We start from the raw sequence: 19664 nt of genomic DNA, 5'->3' as shown, positions 1-19664 counted from the left end.
GTGTGCCTTCTCGCGACGCTAGGTCAACCGCGGGGACCCGGCATGTCGAAGCGCCGGCGGGCGTGTGGCACGCCCGCCGGCGCTCGGCCGTCCGGGTGACGGTGTGGACGGGAGGAACAGGAGGGCACGGCCCCGGGACCAGGTCCGCGCCCTACTCCACGACGAAGTCCGCCATCATCGCCATGTCCTCGTGCTCCAGGTTGTGGCAGTGCAGCATGTACGTCCCGGGGTAGTCCGTGAAGCGGACCAGGACCTCCACCGTCTCGGCCGGCCGCAGGTCGACGGTGTCCTTCCAGCCGCCGTCGTAGCGGCCGGGTGCGCCGCGGTTGCGCGAGAGCACCTGGAAGGGGTCCAGGTGCAGGTGGACGGGGTGGTGGACGTCGGTGAAGAAGCGCCAGATCTCGGTGCTGCCGAGGGCCGGCCGGGCCAGCGAACGGCCGGGCTCGTAGGGCTGGTTGTTGATCGTCCAGCCGTTGTCGCGGCTGCGCCGGAAGCCGAAGGTCCGGGTGGTCACGGCCGCGGCCGGGTCGAGCCGTTCGAGGGTGCAGAGCCGCTCGGGGACGGTCGAGTCGTCGGTGACGGTACGGGACGACACGTCGAACAGCATCACCTCGGCGGTCCGGTCGCTGCCGAACCGGTTCATCAGGCGGACGGTCGTCCCCGGGGGGTAGCGGGAGAAGTCGACCACCACGTCGAAACGCTCGGCCGGGGCGATCTCCACCGCGTCGTGTGCCACCGGGGCCTCCAGCAGGCCGCCGTCGCCGCCGATCTGCACCAGCGCGTCGCCGCCGGAGGGCTGCGGGTCGAGTTCGAGCCGGTAGAGCCGCGCGTTGGACGCGTTCAGCAGGCGCAGCCGGTAGCGGGCGCGGTCCACCGTGAGCCGGGGCCAGGGGGCGCCGTTGACCAGGATGACGTCGCCGAGCACACCGGTCATGTAGTCGTCGGTGACGCCCGGGACGGCCAGCGTGGCGTCGAGGGCCGGGTAGCTGAAGGAGCCGTCCTCGGCGAAGGAGCGGTCGGCGAGCATCAGCGGGAGGTCGCGTTCGCCGCGCGGCAGCGGCAGCGCGTCCTCCTCGTCGTCGTGGACCAGGTGGAAGCCGGCCAGCCCCCGCCAGATCCCGGGGCCGGTGAAGCCCATCCGGTGGTCGTGGTACCAGAGCGTGGCCGCCCGCTGCCGGCCGGGATAGGTGTACGTGCGTTCGCCCTCGGCGGTCCGGCCGACGGGGGCGGCCGACGGGTCGGCGAGCAGGTCCGCGGGGTGGGCCATCCCGGGCATCCCCGCCATCCCGGCCATGCCCTGGGCAGCCCGGGCGCCACCGCCCCCGACCGGCAGCAGCAGGTCGACCGGGTAGCCGTCGCTGTCCGCCGGGGTGTGACCGCCGTGCAGATGGACCACCGAGGGCACCGGCAGCTGGTTGCGGTGGCGCACCACGCTCTGCCGGCCGGCGCGGACGGCCAGCGTCGGGCCCGGAAAGCTGCCGCCGTACGTCCAGGCCTCGGTCCGCAGGCCGGGCAGGATCTCCAGCCGCGCGGTCTGCTGGGTGATCTCGTAGTAGTCGGTGGTGCCGTCGCTGCGGACCGGCCGCAGGACGGGCGGCAGCGGGAGCGGCAGCTGGAACGCCGCGGGCAGCTGCGCCGCGCTGCTCAGCAGCCGGCCCGGACGGCCCTCGGCCAGCAGCCGGGCGGCCGAGGGACCGGCGAAGGCCCCCATCGCACCGGTGCCGACCACCGCCGCGCCGATCCCCAGGAACCGGCGGCGGTTCACTGGGCGACCTCCAGCGGTCCGCCCGGCCGGGGAAGCCGGCCGGCGCCGTCGGGGTCGGGCACGACGGCGCCCGCGCGGGCCGGCAGCGGCAGCCGCCAGGCGTCGACCAGGCCGAACAGGACGCCGCTGACCAGCAGCACGCCGAGCAGCACGTGCAGCCCGATCGCGCGCTGGTAGCCGAGGGCGGTCTGCAGGATCACCGCCGCCGTGACGAGCGCCGCGAGCCGGAGCGGGCCGCGCGGGCCGCGCCGGTCACGGCCGCCCAGCCGGACCAGGGCCCCGGCCGTGAGCTGGCAGAGCGCCGTGGCGGCCAGCGCCGTCGCGGTGCCCGCGTGCAGCGCGAGCGAGTCGTAGTGGCCGTTGAGGTAGCTGGCGGCCAGCACGGTCTGCAGGAGGGCCAGGGCGGCCAGCGCGGTGGTGCTCGTCCGCAGCAGGATCAGCGGCCGGCGGGGCGCGGGGGCCACGGGAGGACTGCTCATGGGTGGGCTTCTCTCTGCTCGGCCGTGAGGCGGGAACGGGTGCGGGCGAGTGCCGGAACGGTGCGGGATCGGGTTCGGGTCGGCCGCGGGAACGCGTCTGGAGTCCGGGGGCGGGCACGGGAAGCGCCTCCGGAGGCGGCAGGGCCCCGGACGGCGCGGCCGAGAGCGTAACTGATCCGACATCACGATCAGCGGCACCGGACCGGGTTGACCGCGATCACCACTCCGTTGCGCCGGCCGAGGCCCCGGCCCCTCACCCGAACGGGCGGTGCGCCACCCTCGCGCACCGCCCGACCTGCCAGGACACCCGGGCAGGACCTCTCGGCCGAGACCTACGGCCGAGAGGTCCTGCCCGCCCCGCCCGCTACTGCCGGCCGCCGCCGGCCGCCACCGGGTGGGCCCGGAGCAGGAGGCGGGCCGGCAGACCGGTGGAGCCGAGGCAGAGCAGTACGGCTCCGGCGGCCAGCGGCAGGGCGAGGCCGACCGGGACGTGCGGCGCGGAGCCGGCGATGCCCCGGGTGATCGGCAGCAGGGTGATCCAGGCGATCACCGCGCCGACCGCCAGCCCGGTCGCGGCGACCAGCAGCGCCTCCCAGCGCATCATGCCGCGCACCTGCCGGCGGGTCGTCCCGGCCAGGCGGAGCAGGGCCACCTCGCGACGGCGGTCCAGCACCGTCATCGCCAGCGTGTTGGCCGCGGTGACGGCGGCGAATCCGCCCAGCACACCGGCCATCACGGTGTTCGCCCAGGCGCCGATATCCCGGGCCTTGTCGGCCTGGGCGGCGAAGCCGGCCCGGTCGGTGACGGTGGTCGCACCGGCACCGGAGAGACCGCTCAGCCCGGCGGCGACGGCGGACCGGTCGGCACCGGGGGCGTCCGCGACCAGCACCTGGCTGTCGTAGCCGGCGGTGACGTGCTCCGCGACGGCCGCCCGGGGCAGCAGCACCTGGCCGAAGCCGAGGCCGCGCGCATAGGTGGCCACCACCGTCGGCTTGACCGGGGTGCCGTCGCCGAGCCAGAGCGGGGCGCGGTCGCCGACCTTGACGCCGAGGGCGTCGGCGAGGCCGGTGTCCAGGGCGACGGTGTCGGCCGAGCGGGCGAGCTCGGCCAGCGAGCCGCTCCGCACCCCGAGGTCGAGCACCCGGGGCAGCTTCGCCGGATCGCCGCTGACGCCCAGCGTGTTGGCGGTGCCGAGGACACTGCCGTCGCGGTAGACGGTGCTGGTGCGCAGCACGCCGACGGCGGCGTCCACACCGGGCACCCGTGCCGCGCGGTCGGCGGTGCCGGCGGGCAGACCGGGGCCGGTCGGGCCGACCACGTGGTCCGCGGTGATGCCGGTGCGCACCTGCTCGCCGGTGACGTGGGTGATGGTGCTCTGCATGAAGAGCAGGGTGCCGCAGAAGGCGGTGACCATGACGATCGGCGTGATCGCGGACGCCAGCCGGCGGGCGTTGGCCCGGGTGTTGTCGGCCGCCAGCGAGCCGGGCGCGCCGGCGCCGGCCCGCAGCGGGACACCGAACAGCCCGGCGGCGATCCCGGCCACCCAGGGGCCGAGCAGCGCGACGGCCACCAGGAAGCACATCACCACGCCGAGCGCGGTGTTGGCGGCGTTCGAACCGTCGAGTCCGGCGGCGACGGCGGCGAGCGCGACACCGCCGGCGGCGAAGAGCAGCCCGATGACGGTGCGCACCACGCCGGGCCGGCCGGGCTCGACGGCGGCCGCGCCGAGGGCCTGGCTGGGCCGCAGCCGGGAGGGGCGGCGGGAGGCGAAGAAGCCGGCGGTCAGCGCGGCCAGCGTGCAGGTGGCCACGGCGGCGAGCATCGGGATCGGCCCGACGTCCAGCGACAGGGCCTCGGGGACGGCGCCGCGGTCCGACAGCTCGCCGAACCACCACCGGGCCAGGGCCAGGCCGGGGAGGATGCCGAGGGCGCCGGCGACGGGTGCCACCAGCATCGCCTCGGTGGCGATGGTGCGGCGGATCTGGCGCGGGGTGGCGCCGATGGCGCGCAGCAGGGCGAACTCCCGGGCGCGCTGGCCGGTGGCCAGGGCGACGGTGCTCATCACCACGAAGACCGCGGTCATGGTGGCGATGCCACCGAAGGAGCCGCCGAGGGCGGTGAGCATGGTCCGGCTCTCGGCGAGCGCGGGCTGTTCGACGCCGCCGCGGGCGTTGCCGGTGAGCACCTCGGCCTCGCCGCCGACGGCCTGGCGGACCTGGCCGGCCAGGGTCTTGGGGTCGACCCCGTCGCGGGGGGTCACGGCGATCGCGTCGACCCGGCCGGGGTGGCCGGAGAGCCGGTCGGCGACGGGGTCGGCGAACCAGGCGGTGCCGGCCGGCTGCTGCGGGCCCGCCGCGGGCGAGGCGGCGAGGCCGGAGATCCGGTAGCCGCCGGCGCCGCCGGGCGCGGTCAGGGCGACGGTGGCGCCCGGCGCGAGGTGGGCGGCGCGCGCGGTGTCCGCGTCCAGGACGACCTCACCGGCGCCGGGCGCGCGGCCCTCGACCAGCTTCTCGCCCGGCCCGGCGATGCCGAGGGCGGCGATGCCCCGGCCGGTCAGACCGGGCAGGCCGGCGGCGGCATCGGCCGGGATCGGGAAGGCGGTGTCCGGCCGGGCGGCCGCGACACCGGGCTGGGCGGAGATCCGCCCGGCCAGCGCCGCGGCCACCCGGGCCCGCTCGGGGACGGGCAGCGACTGGGTGTCCGTCTCCTGGCCGGTCTTGACGGTGATCTCGACGGTCGCGTCGGGCGCGACCAGCACCGGGGTGGCGGCGTAGCGGGTCGGCGGCAGGCTCGCGGTGAGGCCGGTCTGCAGCAAGGTGCCGCAGGCCGTCACCACGGCCGCGCCGAGCAGCAGGGCGAGGAAGGTGCCGACGAAGGAGGCCGGCCTGAAGCGCACCGAGGCGCGCGCGAGTCCGTTGCTCATGCCGCCGCTCCGACCGGGCGCGCCGCCAGCGTGACCATCCGCTCGGCGACGGCGTTCGGGTCCGGGTGGTACAGCTCGCCGGCGAGCGCGCCGTCGGCCAGGAAGACGGCGCGGTCCGCGAACGAGGCCGCCACCGGGTCGTGGGTGACCATGACCACGGTCGCGCCCATGGTGTCCACGGCGCGGCGCAGCAGGCCGAGCACCTCGTGGGCGGTGCGGGTGTCCAGCGCTCCGGTCGGCTCGTCGGCGAAGACCACGTCCGGCGCGGTGATCAGCGCGCGGGCGATCGCGACCCGCTGCTGCTGGCCGCCGGAGAGCTGGCCGGGCCGTCGGCCACCGTGCTCGCCGAGACCGACCTGGGCCAGCAACTCCCGGGCCCGGGCGCGGTCCTGGCGCTCACCGGCGAGGCGCTGCGGGAGCAGCACGTTCTGCTGGACCGTCAGCGAGGGCAGCAGGTTGAAGGACTGGAAGATGAAGCCGATCCGGCTGCGGCGCAGCTTGGTGAGCCGGTTCTCGCTGAGCCGCGAGATCTCCTCGCCGCCGAGGTACACCTCGCCGCCGTCCGGGCGGTCCAGGCCGGCCGCGCACTGCAGGAAGGTGCTCTTGCCGGAGCCGGACGGACCCATGACCGCGGTGAAGCTGCCCCGGTCGAGCGACAGGTCGATGCCCCGCAGGGCGTGCACGGCCTCGCCGCCGCGGCCGTAGGTGCGCCGTACCGCCCGCAGCTCGATCGCTGCGTGGGCGGCGGGGCGCCCGTACGGCTCGGTCCGGGGGTGCTGGCGGCGTGCCATGGTGGGCCTTCCTTAGGGAATCGTCGCTGGTCGTCGACGTGTTCCAGGCTAGGAAGAGCGGGCTGCGCGAACCATGGAGGCCACCGGCGGACCGGCCCGGGGGTTATCCCCACCCCGTTGCCGCGCCCTGCCCCGACACCGGTCCCCACCACCGCCGTCGCACCGCCGTCGTCGCGGCCGGCGCCCCCTCAGACCTGCTCGCCCTCGATCCGCCCGTACACCTCGCGCAGCGTGGCGAGGACGGGGTGGGCGGGGTCGAACGCGGTCCGGTCGATCGCGGCGACCGGCCGCACGCCGACGCCCGCGTTGACCGCGAAGGCCGCCACGAAACGGTCCAGGCCGGCCGGGTCGACGCGCTCGCGCCGCTGCGGGCCGGGGTGGGCGGCGGCGAGCAGGGCGGCGGTGACGCCGGGCAGCGCGGCGCCGTCCGGCCAGACCAGCCGCCGACCGTCGTGGAAGCCGATGTTCCAGGTCGCGCCCTCGGTGATCCGGCCGTCCTCATCCACCAGCAACACGTCGTCGAAGCCGTCGAGTTGGGCCCGTCGGCGCAGAGCCACCAGGCCGAACAGGCCGACGTGCTTCACCTCCGGCAGCTCGCGCCGGTACGCGGCGGTCCGCACCCGCAGCGGGCCCGGGGCCGTCGACGGCCCCGGGCGGGTGGTCACCAGCAGCCGCGGCGTGGCGGGCGCGGCCGGGCGCTCCAGCCCGAGCGCCGGGTCGAACACGGTGACCCGGACGATCACCGGAGCGCCGTCCGCCGGGAGCACCCGGCGGATCCGCTGCCGGACCAGCTCCCGGTCCAGCTCGGCGCCGAACACCGTCCGGCAGTCCCGGACCAGGCGGTCCAGGTGCAGGGCCAGGCCGCGCACCCGGCCGGACTCGACGCGCAGGGTGGTGAAGTGCCCGTAGTTCAGCAGCCCCAGGGCGGCCAGCTGCCCCGGGTCGGCGGGCGCGCCGTCGATCTCGATCTCAGCCATCCCCCGAGTCTCCCAGCCGCCCGCCCGCGGTGCGCACGGGGACGGGGACGAGGCCCGGGCCCGGTGGGGCGCCGGGCGACGATGGTAGGGGAAACCCGACCCCAGGTCTCGACCTGGCCGTCATGACCTCGTTGAACCGCGCCGCTGGAATGAAGGGGTGCTGAATCACCGAGGCCGTCGTGCCCACCGCGACCAGGAGCGCCGGGACCACCGGGACCACCGGGGCCACTCCGGGCCGGGCGACCGCGAACTCCCCTCCGGGTGGCGGCGGTTCGACCGCCGGACGACCTGGTGCGCCGGCTGGCTGTTCGCGGCCGGCTGGGCCGCGGCCTTCCCGCTCGTCTCCGGCCTCGGGCCGCACCGCGGTTGGGGCGTGATCGCCGCGACGGGCTACCTGGCGGCGGCCGTCACGGTGCTCGCGCTGCCGTGGCGGCGGGCCCGCTCCTGGTCCGTGGCGGTGGCGCTCGCCGGCGCCCTGGCGGCCCCGCTGCTCTGGCTGGTGTTGACCGGTCAGGGACAGAGCGAGGTCGCCGTGATCGAGCGGTCCGGTGGGCTGCTGCTCCGGCACGGCACGCCGTACCTCGCGGAGCCGCGCACCGTGTCCGAGTACACGCCCTACCTGCCGGGCATGGCGCTGTTCGGGCTGCCGCGCGCGGTGCTGGGGACGCAGGAGTGGCCGGCCCGGCTGCTCGGCGACGCCCGGCTCTGGTGCGCCGCGGTGTTCCTGGGCTGCCTGCTCGCCACCGGCCGCCGGCACCGGCCGGGGCTCGCGGCGCTCACCGCCTCACCGCTGGTCGCGCTGCCGCTCTGTGTGAGCGGGGTCGACCTGCCGATGACCGGCCTCTGCTGCCTGGCGCTCGCCCTGGCGGCCCGTGGCCGGGCGGGCGGCGCCGGGACGGCGCTCGCCGTGGCCTGCGCGCTCAAGTGGACGGCCTGGCCCGCCGTCGCGGTCGTCGCGGCCCTGCTGGCCGTCACGGCGGGGCGGCGGGCGGCGCTGCGCGGTACGGCGGTCGCGGTCGCGGGCGCGGCCGTCCTCGTCCTGCCGGGGGCACTGCGCTCGCCCGGCCCGATGGTCCGCCAGGTGTTCGCGTTCCCCACCGGGCGCGGCGCGCTGCCCACCCCGGCCGGCAGCCCACTGCCCGGCCGCCTGCTCGCGGACCTCGGCCCGACGGGCTGGTACGCGGCCGTGGCCCTGCTGCTGCTCGGCGGGCTGGCCGTCGCGGCCTCGCTGGTGCTGCGCCCGCCGCGCGATGCCGTCGGCGCCGCCGACCGGCTGGCGCTCGGGCTCTGCCTGGCCTTCCTGCTCGCCCCCGCCGGGCGGTTCGGCTATCTCGCGCTGCCGCTCGTACTCACCCTCTGGGCCCGGCTGCGGACCCGCCCGGACGGCGGTGGCGGCCCGGCCGACCCCGACCGCGCCGTCCGCGCCCTCCCGCGCGCCGCTCCCCTCGTCCCGTCCCTCAGCGCCCCACGGACCGATCCCCGAAGCGAGGTTGCACCGACCCCATGGCCGGCACACTGATCGTCACCAACGACTTCCCGCCCCGACAGGGCGGCATCGAAACCTTCGTCCACGCCCTGGCCACCCGGCTGCCCGCCGACGAGGTCGTGGTCCTCACCTCGGACGAGCCCGGCGCGGCCGCTCACGACGCGGCCCTGCCCTTCCCGGTGATCCGGGACCGCTCCCGGATGCTGCTGCCCACCGGCCGGACCACCCGGCGGGCCGCCGAGATCGCCCGCGCCCACGACTGCGACCGGGTCTGGTTCGGCGCCGCCGCCCCGCTCGCCGCGATGACGCCCGGACTGCGACGGCAGGCCCCCGGGATAGCCCGGACGGTCGCCACCACGCACGGCCACGAGATCTGGTGGGCCCGGACCCCCGGCGCGCGCCGGCTGCTGCGACGGATCGGCGACTCCGTCGACGTGGTCACCTACCTCGGCGAGTACACCCGGGCCCGGATCGCCCCCGCGCTCGGGCCCCGGGCCCGGCTGGAGCGGCTCGTCCCGGGCGTGGACGCGGAGCGCTTCCGCCCGGCCGGGGCGGAAGCGGCGAGGGCGGAAGCAGCCGCGGCGGCGGCGGACCGGTCCGGCCCGGCCGGCGCCGACCGGGCCGCGCCGGTGATCCTCTGCGTGGCCCGACTCGTCCCCCGCAAGGGGCAGGACGCCCTGATCCGGGCCCTCCCGCTGATCCGGCGGACGGCTCCCGGGGCCGTCCTCGTGCTGGTCGGCCGGGGCCCGGACGAACGGCGGCTGCGCGCCCTCGCCCGGCGCCACACCGAGCCCGGCTCGGTGGTCTTCGCCGGCGGCCGGGAGCACGCCGCGACCCCCGCGTACTACGCGGCGGCGGACGTCTTCGCGATGCCGTGCCGCACCCGGCGGGCCGGGCTGGAGGCGGAGGGCCTGGGCATCGTCTTCCTGGAGGCCGCGGCCGCCGGGCTGCCGGTGGTCGCGGGCCGCTCCGGCGGCGCGCCCGACGCCGTCCTCGACGGGGTCACCGGCGCGGTCGTCGACGGCCGGAGCCCGGCCGCCGTCGCGGCGGCGGTCGGCCGGATCCTCGGCGCCCCGGCGGCCGACCGCGCCCGGATGGGGGCGGCGGGGCGGCGCTGGGTCCGGGCGGAGTGGTCCTGGGAGGCCTCCGCCCGCCGCCTCGCGGAGCTGCTCGACCCCGGGGAGGCGGGCGACCGGGGGGACGCCGCCGCGGCCCCGGAGTCCCGCTCCCCCCGCAGGCCCGCTCCCCCGGAGGGCTACTCCCCCCGCAGGTGAGCCAGCACCGCGAGCACCCGGCGGTTGCCCTCGGCCGGGTCGAGGTCCAGCTTCATGAAGATGTTGCCGCAGTGCTTGACCACCGAGGCCTCGGTGATGCTCAACCGCCCGGCGACGGCCTGGTTGTTCAACCCCTGGGCCATCAGCGCCAGCACCTCCCGCTCGCGCGGGGTCAGCCGGGCCAGCGGCCGGTCCGCCGCCTGCTGGCGGAGCAGCACCCGGACCACCTCCGGATCGATCACGGTCTGACCGGCCGCCACCCGGTGCAGCGCGTCCAGGAACTCCGCCACCTCGCCCACCCGGTCCTTCAACAGGTAGCCGAGCCCGGCCGGTTGCGCGCCCGCGGCGCCGAGCAGCCGGGTGGCGTACGGGGTGGCCACGTACTGGGAGAGCACCAGTACCGGCAGGCCCGGGTGGCGTTCCCGCAGGTCCAGGGCGGCGCGCAGGCCCTCGTCGTGGAAGCCCGGCGGCATCCGGACATCGGTGAGCACGATGTCGGGCCGGTCCGCGTCCACGGCGGCGGCCAGCGCGTCCGCGTCGCCGACGGCGGCGACCACCTGATGGCCGCCCCGGGTGAGCAGTTCGACCAGCCCCGCCCTCAGCAGCACGGCGTCCTCGGCGATGACTACCCGGAGCACGGCACCTCCACCCGGAGCCTGGTCGGCCCCCCGATCGGACTGGTCACCAGCAACCTCCCTCGCAGAATCGCGATCCGGTCCGCGAGCCCCTGCAGCCCGGCCCCGGCGGCCGGATCGGCCCCGCCGCGGCCGTCGTCCGTCACCTGGAGCACCAGACGGCCGTCCGCGATCCGGCCGAGGACGGTGATCGCGGTGGCGCCACTGTGCTTGGCGGCGTTGGTGAGCGCCTCGGTGACGGTGAAGTACGCCGTCGTCTCGACCGGTCCGGGCAACCGGTCCGGCAGGTCGATGTCCACGTCGACCGGGATCGGGTGGCGCAGCGCGACCTCGGCGACGGCGGCGGCCAGCCCGTGGTCGGTCAGCACCTGCGGGTGGATGCCCCGGACGAGGTCCCGCAACTGTTCGAGCGCCAGCCGGGCCTCGCCGCGCGCCCGGTCGACCAGCGCGACGGCCGGATCGTCGCCGGCCCGCCCGCGCAGCTCGTACGCGGCGAGCCCCAGGGTCATGCTGAGCGCGACGAGCTGCTGCTGCGCGCCGTCGTGCAGATCGCGCTCGATCCGGCGGCGCTCGGCCTCGAAGGCGTCGACCAGCCGGGCCCGCGAGCGGGTGAGTTCGAGGACCTGCCGGCCGAGACCCTCGGGCCGGGGCCCGAGCAGGGCCCGGACGAGCCGCACCCGGGCGGTGGTCAGCAGCGCGCCCGCGTAGGCGCAGAGCAGCAGACCGGCGAGCCCGACGGCAGTCGCCGGAAGGGCCCCGACCGGGCCGGCGACCACCCGCCCGGGGATCAGCATCACCGTCTCCGGAGCCAGCGCCCAGACCACCACCGGGCTGACGACCAGCGTCCCGCAGAACACCAGCAGGGCGGTGAAGGCGAGATCGACGGCGCTCAGCACCAGGGCGAACAGGGCGGTGTAGCCGAGCTCGCGCCAGGTCGCGCGCTCCCGCAGCCTGGTCCGCACCCGGGCCCGCCGGCCGACCCCGGGCAGCGGACGGTGCGGACCGGGCACCGGCACCGGCTCGACCAGCCGCAGGCGGCGGCGTTCCAGCGCGCCGACCGGGACACCGGCGAGGGCGACGCCCAGCAGGACCAGCAGACCGACCCCGACGACGGACAGCCCGAGGCCGACCACCAGCAGCACCGCCAGCACCGCCGCCACCAGCGGCCCGAGCAGCGCACCGCCGAGCAGATGCCCCCAGCAGCGCCACGGGCCGGCGGTGAACGGGAACCGCAGCGGACGCGCCCGCAGGGCCGCCCAGACCGCCACGGCCTGCCGCCCGTCCGCCACCCCCCGCTCCACACCCACCCGGCCACCCTAACCGACCACCCCCGAACGCCCCTGACCTGCCCTGACCCGCCGTGAGCCGCCCGAACCGCCGTCCGTGCCTGCTCCCCGCTCAGCGAGCCCGCCGTTCGGGAGAGTGCCGAGGCTGCCGCACCCGGCCCGCTGCGGCACGACCAGTGCCGACCGGATGACACCCGCAGGAGACGCCCCCGCGCCTCCCTTCGGCCGGAAACCGCCTGGAACACTCTGAATCAGGCAACTACACTTGATTCACGGAGGTGCGGGGGATGGACATCAAGGAAATCGGGCAGCGCGTTGCCCAGGAGCGCGCACACGTAGGACTCAACCAGCGGGAGCTGGCCGACCGCGCCGAGCTCAGCCAGCCGACGCTCGCCCGGATCGAGAAGGGCGAGCGTCCGAACGTCGCCCTTGCCGAACTTGATCGGATCGCCCGTGTCCTGGATGTTCCGCTCACCCACCTGACCAGGGGGAACCCCGTACGGAGCCGCATCAAGGTGGCGGCCCGGGCGGTTCCTGAAGCGGCGGACGACCTCCGCTCGGCCACGCGCCGCGCGGAGGAGATCCTCGCGCTGGACGACCGGATGGACTCGATGAGCGGCACGGTACGGCTCCGCCGGCCGGTCGCGTCCCAGGACGCGCCCTGTGGACTTCCCGCAGCCGACCTCTCGATGGAGGCCCAGGGCAGACAGTTGGCCGAGGCTGTCCGGGAGAGGCTGATCCTGGGGCTGGGCCCGATCCTCGATCTGACGGAGACCGCCGAATCCGCGCTCGGCATCGACACCGCCGTCATCGATCTGCCCGAGCGGGTCTCGGGCTTCAGTGCGTCCGATCCGGTGCGCGACGTCGTCCTCGTACTCATCAACGCGGGTGACGTCCCCGAACGGCAGCGGTTCACGCTGGCCCACGAGCTGGGCCACCTGCTGTTCAGGGACGGCATGGAGGCTCACCGGCTCAACGGCGACCGCACTCCGCAGGAGACGCGCTGCGATGCCTTCGCGCGCCACCTCCTGGCCCCGGCGCCGGGAGTACGGCGGTGGATGGCGGAGAACGCCGTAGGCGCCCCGGGCCTGCGTGAGTGCGCCATGCTCGCCCGCCACTACGGCATCAGCCTCAAGGTCTCCCTCATCCAGTGCCAGGGCCTCGGCCTGCTCAGCGCGGCAGCGGCGAACGGCCTGGAGGGTCCGACCGGCCGGCAGCTCGCCTGGAGATTCGGGTGGGGGCCGCAGTACAGCGCGGCCTGCGAGGCGGCTTCCCGGGTGCGGCCCCCGCGACGGATCCTGGAGCGCGCCATCGAGGCCTACCGAACGGGCGGCATCGGCGTCCGTGCCGTGGCGGCGCTCAGCGATCAGGACCCCTGCGCGACCGAGCGGGAGCTGGCCGAGGCCGGCATCGCACCGCCACCACCCGCCGCCGTCCGCCGCCTGGACGTGGCTGCGCTGATCACCCGGCGCACGGGTGGGACGCCGCCGGCCGGCACCGTCGAGGCGAGCGGAGGCGCCGAGGAGTGACCGGCCCGTCCGAGCAGCGAGGCGAGACGAGGACCAGCCGGGCCGACGGCCCGGTCTGCATCCTCGACGCGGTCGTCTGCGTGCATTTCGCCGGAGCGAACCTGAACCGAGTCCTGACCGCGGCGCTGGAGTTCGCCGGATGGGTGATTCTCGTGCCCGAGGAGGTGTGCGGCGAAGTCCGCCGGAAGGACGCCAAGTACCCGGGCCTGGCGAAGCGGTGGGCCGCCCTGGAGCGCAGTCCTCACCTGCGCGTCCTCCCCATGCTCCGGCTCGGCGACAGCGCCCGGGCGAGGGCGGTGGAGGTACTGGAGGAACTCAGGGAGGCGGAGTTCGAGCAGGCCGTCCGCGAGCGAAGAGACCTCGGCGAATGCGTGGTCGTGGCCCACGGGGTGCAGCGCCAGGAGCAGGGCGAGGATGTCACCCTACTGATGGACGATGCCGGCGGGCTCGCCATGGCAGCCGCCCGGAACCTGGTCTGTGCCACCATCGAGGACGTCCTGGTCCTGGCGATTCACGCCGGCTGCTTCGCCACCGCTCCGGCTCTGAAGGACGCCTACCGGAGACTGCGGGAATTCGGGTCCGGCCTCCCCGGGTTCCCGCAGACCACGCTCTCGGCCCAGTTCGCCGCCTGGTCGGCGGGACGGTGACCCGATCCGCCCACCCGCCGACCGGACGGCCGGCGGTCAGCCGCGCAGGGTGACGCCGTCGAGGACGACGCCCACGACGCTCGCGGTCGGGACGGCGCCCCACAGGCGCGAGTCGGTGCTGAAGGCCGGGTTGTCGCCGAGCAGGACCACCCGGCCGCCGGGGACGACCGGGGCGCCGACCGCGGCGCGGGCGGGATCGGGCACCGGGTCGCCCGGCAGGGCGGCGAGGCGCTTCACCAGGAGCCGCTGCGGGCGGCGGCCGGACGGGTCGGCGGGCAGGTCCAGGGCGGCCGGGGAGACCACCACGATCCGGCCCGGCCGCAGCCGCGCCCAGCCCCGGCGCAGGACCAGGACCCGCTGCCCCGGCCGCAGGGCCGGGGCCATGCTGGGCCCGGAGATCCTGACCACCGACAGGGCGGCGCGGGCCAGGACGGCGGCCGCCACCGTGAGGGCGGCGAGTGTGCCGCCGACGGCGAGGAGCAGGTGCATGACGGGGACTCCTCCGTGGGGACGGGCCCTAGTGGGCCGGGACGGCCGCGGGGCCGGGGGCCGCGTGCGGGTGGGGCTCCGCGTACGGCTGGGCCTCCGGGTGGGCCTGCTGCCGGTGGTCCGGCTGATAGCCCTCGGCCTGGAGCGTGAACAGCTCCGCGTAGCGGCCGCCGAGCGCCATCAGCGTCGCGTGGGTGCCCTCCTCGGTCACCCGCCCCTCGGCGAGGACGACGATCCGGTCGGCGTCGCGGACGGCGGCGAGCCGGTGCGACACGATGATGCTGGTCGCTCCCCGGCGCAGTTCGCGCAGGCTGTCGTGGACCTCCTTCTCGGCGGCCGCGTCCAGCCCGGCGCTGGGCTCGTCGAGAATCATCAGGTCGGCGTCCCGCCGCATGAACGCCCGTGCCACGGCGAGCCGTTGCCATTCGCCACCGGAGAGCGAGTGACCCCAGCCGGTGCCCGCGCCCTCAGGCAGGAAGATCCGGCTGAGCATCGCGTCGTAGCCGCCCTCCAGCCGGTCGATCCGCGCGTGCACGCCGGCCGCCCGGGCCGCCCCGGCGATCCGGTCGGCGTCCTGGAGGTGGTCGAGCCGCCCGAGGCCGATGTTCTCGCCCGCGGTGAGGTCGTAGCGGCAGTAGTCCTGGAAGACCGCGCCGATCCGCTCCCGGTAGGCGTCCGGGGTGAACTCCCGGATGTCGACGCCGTCCCAGAGGATCCGGCCGCGCCCGGGGTCGTAGAGCCGGCAGAGCAGTTTGACCAGGGTGCTCTTGCCCGCGCCGTTGAGCCCGATCAGCGCGGTCACCGAGCCGGCCGGGACGGTCAGGTCGACACCGCGCAGCGTCCACGGCGCGTCCTCGTGGTAGCGGAACCAGACGTCCTGGAACTCGATCGTGCCGCCGAGCCGGCCGGGCACCGACGGCACCGCGGGCAGGGCGAGGTCCGGTTCGACGGTGCCCAGGGCCCGGTAGTGGGCGAAGGTGATGGCCGCCTGGTAGGCGGCCGCACCGGTGCTCGCCAGCTGTCCGACACCGGCCTGGATACCGGCGACGGCCGCCACGCAGACCGAGACCTGACCGATCGACAACGCGCCCTCGCCGGCGGCCCGGACGGCCCAGACCAGACCCAGCCCGTACACCGCGACGCCGAGCAGCAGGGCGGGCAGCCGGCGGGTGAGGTTCTGCCGGTCGGTCCGGTTCTCCGCCTCGGCGACCGCGACGAGTTCGGTCCGGGCCCGCTGCTTGAAGAAGTCCTGCAGGCCGAAGAGCCGGATCTCCTTCACCGCGTCCACGTCCGCGATCAGGCTGCCGTAGAACATCTGCCGGCGGTTGCGCGGCATGGTCTCGCGCAGCACGGCCGCCCGGCGGCGGCCGGCGGCGAGCTGGACCCGGATCAGCGGCAGCGTCAGCAGCAGGGTGAGCGCGCCGAGGGCCGGGTTCACGACGAACAGGGTCGCCAGGAAGCCGGCGACGGTCAGCAGGGCCTGCAGGCTGCTGAACGCCGACCCGACCAGCAGGTCGGGCGCGATGCCGCCGGCCTGCTGGGCGAGCCGCAGCTCGTCCTGGAACCGCGGGTCCTCGAAGCGCCGCAGGCCGGGCAACCGGTTGACGGCGTCGAACAGTTCCTGCTGCACCCGCAGCCGGACGGCCCGGCTGCTACGGGCCCGGGTGAACTCGCCGAACGCGGGGGCGAGCGCCAGGCCGAGGCTCGCCGCGATCAGCAGCACGCAGGTCCGGACCGGCACGCCCGACGGGGCGCCCGCGCCGGCGGCGCCGGTGAGGGCGTCGAACAGGTCGCTGACCAGCAGCGCCGTACCGGCCGGCAGCAGACCGGCGACCAGACTGGCGAGCAGCGACACCAGCAGCGCGGACGGGCTCGCGCGCCAGGCGAGCGCGCAGGCGGCAGCGCCCGAGCGGAGCGCCCGCCGCCCCTCCGCCGGGACGGCGGGCCGGTGGCCGGACGACGGCGCGGACGGCGGGCCGTTCTGCGAGCCAGAAGGCGGGCCGGACGACGGCGCGGACGGCGGGCCGGGCGCGGCGGCGGCCCCGGGTCCGGTCACAGCGCGGCGGGGGCGACGGCGAGTTCGGCCGGAAGGAGGCGGTTGGTGATCCGCCCCGCCGCGTCGATGTCCACGTAGCTCGGCCAGCGGACCACGCCGAACGCCTCGGCCACCGAGCCCTCACTGACGCCGGCCGGCTCGACCACCACGCGCGCCACCGGTTCGAGGATCGCGACGAGGTTGTCGCCCACCGGGCCGGTGCCCTTGACCACGGCCAGCACCCGCTCCCGTCCACCGGGGTACGCGGTGACGGCCTTGACGAAGTCCGGGGCCTGTTCGAGGCACGATCCGCAGGTCGTGGAGAAGAATCCGACGACCGCCCGGTCACCGGTCAGGTCATGGCCGGATATCGGACCGTCGGCCTGCGAGACCGTCCGGAATTCGGGCATCGGGGCGCCGTCCGGCAACCTGTTGTCCGGAATCGAGACACCGCTCAGGATACTTCCGGCAGAACCGCCGTGGGACGCCCCGTGGGAATTCCCGTGCGAACCGGCGTGGGACAGTTGGGTGAGTTTCCTGGCCAATGCCAGGGTCAATACCAGATTGAATACCGAAAGACAGCCGACCAGAATGACGGAGACCGTGGTCATGGTTATCTGTTCCTCGTTCCAGCGCGCGTTCGTACGAACGGAGATAGGGGCGGCCGGAAAGGCCGGGAGAACAGCGGGTCAGCGGGCGGTCGAGAAGAGTTCGACCAGCGTGTCGGTGGCGATGATCAGGATGCTGGCGAAGATCGCCACCAGCAGGACGACCACCACGCCGGCGGCTCCGAGGCCGCCGGGACCGGACCCGACGCTCGCGGTCAGGCCCGCTCCGGCGATGCCGAGCAGGATCAGGTTGCGGCCCACATGGGCCCGGCTCACGGGCACCCCGGACGCCCCGAAGCACGAGCAGGAGATGTCGAGCCCGCGCCGCAGGACGGAGACCAGGACCGCCGCGAAGACCGCGAACATGACGCCGGAGAGCACGAACCCCCAGGTCGCGATGGGCATCGGCGCCCACACCAGGAGGCCAGCGGCCACTTCCACCACCGGGACGGCGGCCGCGGTGACACCGGCCAGCCGCTCGGGCACGACGGCCATCGCGCGCAGCGCGGAGGCGAACTCGCGCGGCGCCCGGAACTTGGCCAGGGCGGAGACGGCGAACACGGCCGCGAGTACGCAGCGACCGCCGAGCAGCAGGTATGCAGTCATGGCTCCCCCGTCACCGGCACCCCCGCCCGGGTGGGCGGGGGTGCCGGCGGACTTGTGTGTCAGTCGACCGATTTCGTCAGGACGAATGAATCGCCAGGACGGGGATCAGCAGCCGCCGATGATGCCGTAGGTCTCACAGGACGGCGCGACGGCGCAGTTCCAGGAGCAGCACGTGCGCACGTACAGGATCTCGTTCGAGCACCACGAGCTGGTGCCCGCGGGGCACTGGCAGTACGCGTCCGCGGCCTCCTCCTTGAGGCCCCGGGAGAAGGTGCGGTCCACCAGGTTGAGAATCGCCTGAACCATTTGTTCCTCCACGCTGCGGTAGATGGATACGAGCGGCTGTGCACTTACTGACGAGATCTCGCGTCGGGAAACGTAACCGACACATGAACAGCTTGTCTAGACCAACTTCGATCACGCTCGAAATCGAATTCGGAACGGGAGCATCCGGTTCCGAACGAAGCGAATCGCGAATGAGCCGAGAGGGGGGCAGAGCGGGCATTGCGAGGGAATCGGGAGGGGGGCGACAAAGGAGAACACTCGACGATCGGGCATCCCGGGCCACCCCCGACGAACGGCCGGACGCCGGACCGGACCGGACCGGACCGGCCCGCACCGCGCCACGGGCGGCCCGCCAAGGCTTGACCGTCCCATTGGTTGACTGCGGTTTCCCGACAGGTCTATACCAGTGGAGGCCGTCCGCACGCTCCCCCTCGTGGCACGGCCGGCGAGTCCGACGCGTCTCCCCCACCTCGACGCGGACGGGCCGTCCCCCGCCGTTTCCTGGAGAGGTTTCCGATGGAACGTGCTCTTCCCCCACAGCGCTTCACCCCACAGCAGCTCACCCCGCGGACCGAGCGGCACCGGCACCGCGGACCCCGGACACGCCGGGCCGCGGTCGCGGTGGCCGGGGCGCTCGGGCTGATCGCCGGCGCGGCGGCCACGCTGGGCGGCGGCGGTGCCGCCGCGGCCGACGTCACCGCCCCGGCCGCCGGCCTGGGCAGCAACTGGTACGCCTCGGCGCCGTACCTGATGCCCGAGGACAACAGCCCGCCGGACGCCGCGGCGGTGATGGACGCGACCGGCCAGAAGGCCTTCCAACTGGCGTTCATCCTGGACAAGGGCGGCTGCACCCCGGCCTGGGGCGGCACCTCGCCGATCGACACCGACACCACCATGCCGGCGGTGATCCAGACCATCCGGGCCAAGGGCGGCGACGTCTCGGTCTCGGTCGGCGGCTACGGCGGCAACAAGCTCGGCCAGGGCTGCGGCACGCCGGAGGCCACCGCGGCCGGCTACCAGAAGGTGATCACCAAGTACCAGCTGAAGGCCGTCGACTTCGACCTGGAGGAGCCGGAGTACGAGAACACGGCGGCCATCCACAACGAGATCGGGGCGGCCCGGATCCTGCAGCAGAACAACCCCGGGCTCTACGTCTCGATCACCACCGCCGGGACGGGGGCGGGCACCGGGTGGTTCGGGCAGCAGATGCTCAACGAGGCGAAGGCACAGGGCTTCACCCCCGACAACTACTCGATCATGCCGTTCGACGGCGGGTTCAACGGCGCGGCCGCGCAGACCGACGCCCTGGTCAAGTTCAACGGGCTGCTCCGGACCACCTTCGGCTGGACGGAGGCCCAGGCCTACGCGCACGAGGGCGTCTCGCTGATGAACGGGCGCACGGACGCCGCCGAGTACTTCCGGCAGGCGGACTTCCAGACCGTGCTGGACTTCGCCCTCGCCCACCAACTGGCCCGGTACACCTACTGGTCGGTCAACCGCGACCGCCAGTGCCCGGGGACGGTCGACCCGGGGCTGTCCGGGTCCTGCTCCAGCGTGGCCCAGAACGACTGGGACTTCACCAAGTTCACCGCACGGTTCGCGGGCGCCACACCGCCCACCACACCGCCCACGACGCCGCCGACCACGCCACCCACCACGCCGCCGACCAGCCAGCCGCCGGGGGCCTGCACCGACCCGGCGTGGAGCGCCACCACCACCTACACCAGCGGCGGCAAGGTGTCGTACAACGGCCACAAGTACCACGCCAAGTGGTGGACGCTGAACGAGAACCCGGCCGCCGGCGGCCAGTGGGGCGTCTGGTCCGACGACGGCCCCTGCTGACCGGGCC

Annotated in this window: 17 protein-coding genes; 5 read left to right on the top strand and 12 right to left on the bottom strand. The window is 75.3% G+C overall.

Annotated elements, in window-relative coordinates:
* Positions 1–151 precede the first annotated feature (151 nt).
* From ACIQTO_RS20845 to ACIQTO_RS20825, 5 genes are all read right to left on the bottom strand, one after another.
* The gene (locus ACIQTO_RS20845) at positions 152–1765 is read right to left on the bottom strand and encodes a multicopper oxidase family protein (protein ID WP_402389906.1); all 1614 of its coding nucleotides are present in this window, start codon (positions 1763–1765) and stop codon (positions 152–154) included.
* Positions 1762–2244: a hypothetical protein gene (locus ACIQTO_RS20840; protein ID WP_402389904.1), complete on the bottom strand. Its 483-nt coding sequence runs from the start codon at positions 2242–2244 to the stop codon at positions 1762–1764. The genes ACIQTO_RS20845 and ACIQTO_RS20840 overlap by 4 nt, the downstream gene beginning before the upstream one ends.
* Positions 2245–2608: 364 nt before the next feature.
* Positions 2609–5167, bottom strand: a complete 2559-nt coding sequence (locus ACIQTO_RS20835) for an FtsX-like permease family protein (RefSeq protein ID WP_402389902.1) — start codon at positions 5165–5167, stop codon at positions 2609–2611.
* On the bottom strand, positions 5164–5958 hold the full coding sequence (locus ACIQTO_RS20830; protein WP_402389899.1) for an ABC transporter ATP-binding protein: 795 nt from the start codon (positions 5956–5958) through the stop codon (positions 5164–5166). Before ACIQTO_RS20830 ends, ACIQTO_RS20835 begins: the two co-directional genes overlap by 4 nt.
* A gap of 188 nt (positions 5959–6146) precedes the next feature.
* On the bottom strand, positions 6147–6935 hold the full coding sequence (locus ACIQTO_RS20825; protein WP_402389897.1) for an aminotransferase class IV family protein: 789 nt from the start codon (positions 6933–6935) through the stop codon (positions 6147–6149).
* A gap of 157 nt (positions 6936–7092) precedes the next feature.
* Between ACIQTO_RS20825 and ACIQTO_RS20820 the strand changes: the two genes are divergently transcribed.
* The gene (locus ACIQTO_RS20820; protein WP_402389895.1) at positions 7093–8454 is read left to right on the top strand and encodes a hypothetical protein; all 1362 of its coding nucleotides are present in this window, start codon (positions 7093–7095) and stop codon (positions 8452–8454) included.
* Positions 8439–9695: a glycosyltransferase family 4 protein gene (locus tag ACIQTO_RS20815; protein ID WP_402389893.1), complete on the top strand. Its 1257-nt coding sequence runs from the start codon at positions 8439–8441 to the stop codon at positions 9693–9695. The genes ACIQTO_RS20820 and ACIQTO_RS20815 overlap by 16 nt, the downstream gene beginning before the upstream one ends.
* On the opposite strand, the gene ACIQTO_RS20810 is transcribed toward ACIQTO_RS20815, so the two are convergent.
* Positions 9677–10333 carry a response regulator gene (locus ACIQTO_RS20810; RefSeq protein WP_402389890.1) on the bottom strand — a complete coding sequence of 219 codons (657 nt, stop codon included), beginning with the start codon at positions 10331–10333 and terminating at the stop codon, positions 9677–9679. The two genes, ACIQTO_RS20815 and ACIQTO_RS20810, sit on opposite strands and share 19 nt — an antisense overlap.
* Complete coding sequence (locus ACIQTO_RS20805; RefSeq protein ID WP_402389887.1) at positions 10321–11637, bottom strand: sensor histidine kinase; 1317 nt, start codon at positions 11635–11637, stop codon at positions 10321–10323. Before ACIQTO_RS20805 ends, ACIQTO_RS20810 begins: the two co-directional genes overlap by 13 nt.
* Positions 11638–11903: 266 nt before the next feature.
* Here ACIQTO_RS20805 and ACIQTO_RS20800 point away from each other — a divergent pair, with 266 nt between their 5' ends.
* Both ACIQTO_RS20800 and ACIQTO_RS20795 read left to right on the top strand, forming a co-directional pair.
* Positions 11904–13145 (top strand): helix-turn-helix domain-containing protein, encoded by a 1242-nt coding sequence (locus ACIQTO_RS20800; protein WP_402389885.1) that lies wholly within the window; start codon positions 11904–11906, stop codon positions 13143–13145.
* On the top strand, positions 13142–13792 hold the full coding sequence (locus ACIQTO_RS20795; protein ID WP_402389883.1) for a hypothetical protein: 651 nt from the start codon (positions 13142–13144) through the stop codon (positions 13790–13792). The genes ACIQTO_RS20800 and ACIQTO_RS20795 overlap by 4 nt, the downstream gene beginning before the upstream one ends.
* Before the next feature lie 36 nt (positions 13793–13828).
* On the opposite strand, the gene ACIQTO_RS20790 is transcribed toward ACIQTO_RS20795, so the two are convergent.
* From ACIQTO_RS20790 to ACIQTO_RS20770, 5 genes are all read right to left on the bottom strand, one after another.
* Positions 13829–14281, bottom strand: a complete 453-nt coding sequence (locus ACIQTO_RS20790) for a S26 family signal peptidase (protein WP_402389881.1) — start codon at positions 14279–14281, stop codon at positions 13829–13831.
* Positions 14282–14309: 28 nt separating this feature from the next.
* Positions 14310–16337 carry an ABC transporter ATP-binding protein gene (locus ACIQTO_RS20785; protein ID WP_402389878.1) on the bottom strand — a complete coding sequence of 676 codons (2028 nt, stop codon included), beginning with the start codon at positions 16335–16337 and terminating at the stop codon, positions 14310–14312.
* Positions 16334–16927, bottom strand: a complete 594-nt coding sequence (locus ACIQTO_RS20780) for a TlpA family protein disulfide reductase (protein WP_402389875.1) — start codon at positions 16925–16927, stop codon at positions 16334–16336. The genes ACIQTO_RS20785 and ACIQTO_RS20780 overlap by 4 nt, the downstream gene beginning before the upstream one ends.
* A 78-nt stretch (positions 16928–17005) precedes the next feature.
* A complete protein-coding gene (locus ACIQTO_RS20775) occupies positions 17006–17530 on the bottom strand; it encodes a MauE/DoxX family redox-associated membrane protein (protein ID WP_402389872.1) in 525 nt (174 codons plus the stop codon).
* Positions 17531–17635: 105 nt separating this feature from the next.
* Positions 17636–17836, bottom strand: coding sequence for a hypothetical protein (locus ACIQTO_RS20770; protein ID WP_380572169.1), 201 nt, complete (start codon positions 17834–17836; stop codon positions 17636–17638).
* A gap of 495 nt (positions 17837–18331) precedes the next feature.
* On the opposite strand from ACIQTO_RS20770, the gene ACIQTO_RS20765 reads away from it, so the two are divergent.
* Positions 18332–19657 carry a carbohydrate-binding protein gene (locus ACIQTO_RS20765; RefSeq protein ID WP_402389869.1) on the top strand — a complete coding sequence of 442 codons (1326 nt, stop codon included), beginning with the start codon at positions 18332–18334 and terminating at the stop codon, positions 19655–19657.
* Positions 19658–19664 lie beyond the last annotated feature (7 nt).

It is taken from the genome of Kitasatospora sp. NPDC091207 (assembly GCF_044768625.1).
Taxonomy (GTDB): Bacteria; Actinomycetota; Actinomycetes; order Streptomycetales; family Streptomycetaceae; genus Kitasatospora.
Note: the sequence above shows the minus strand (reverse complement) of the source record. Positions and strands in the feature narration are given on the sequence as shown.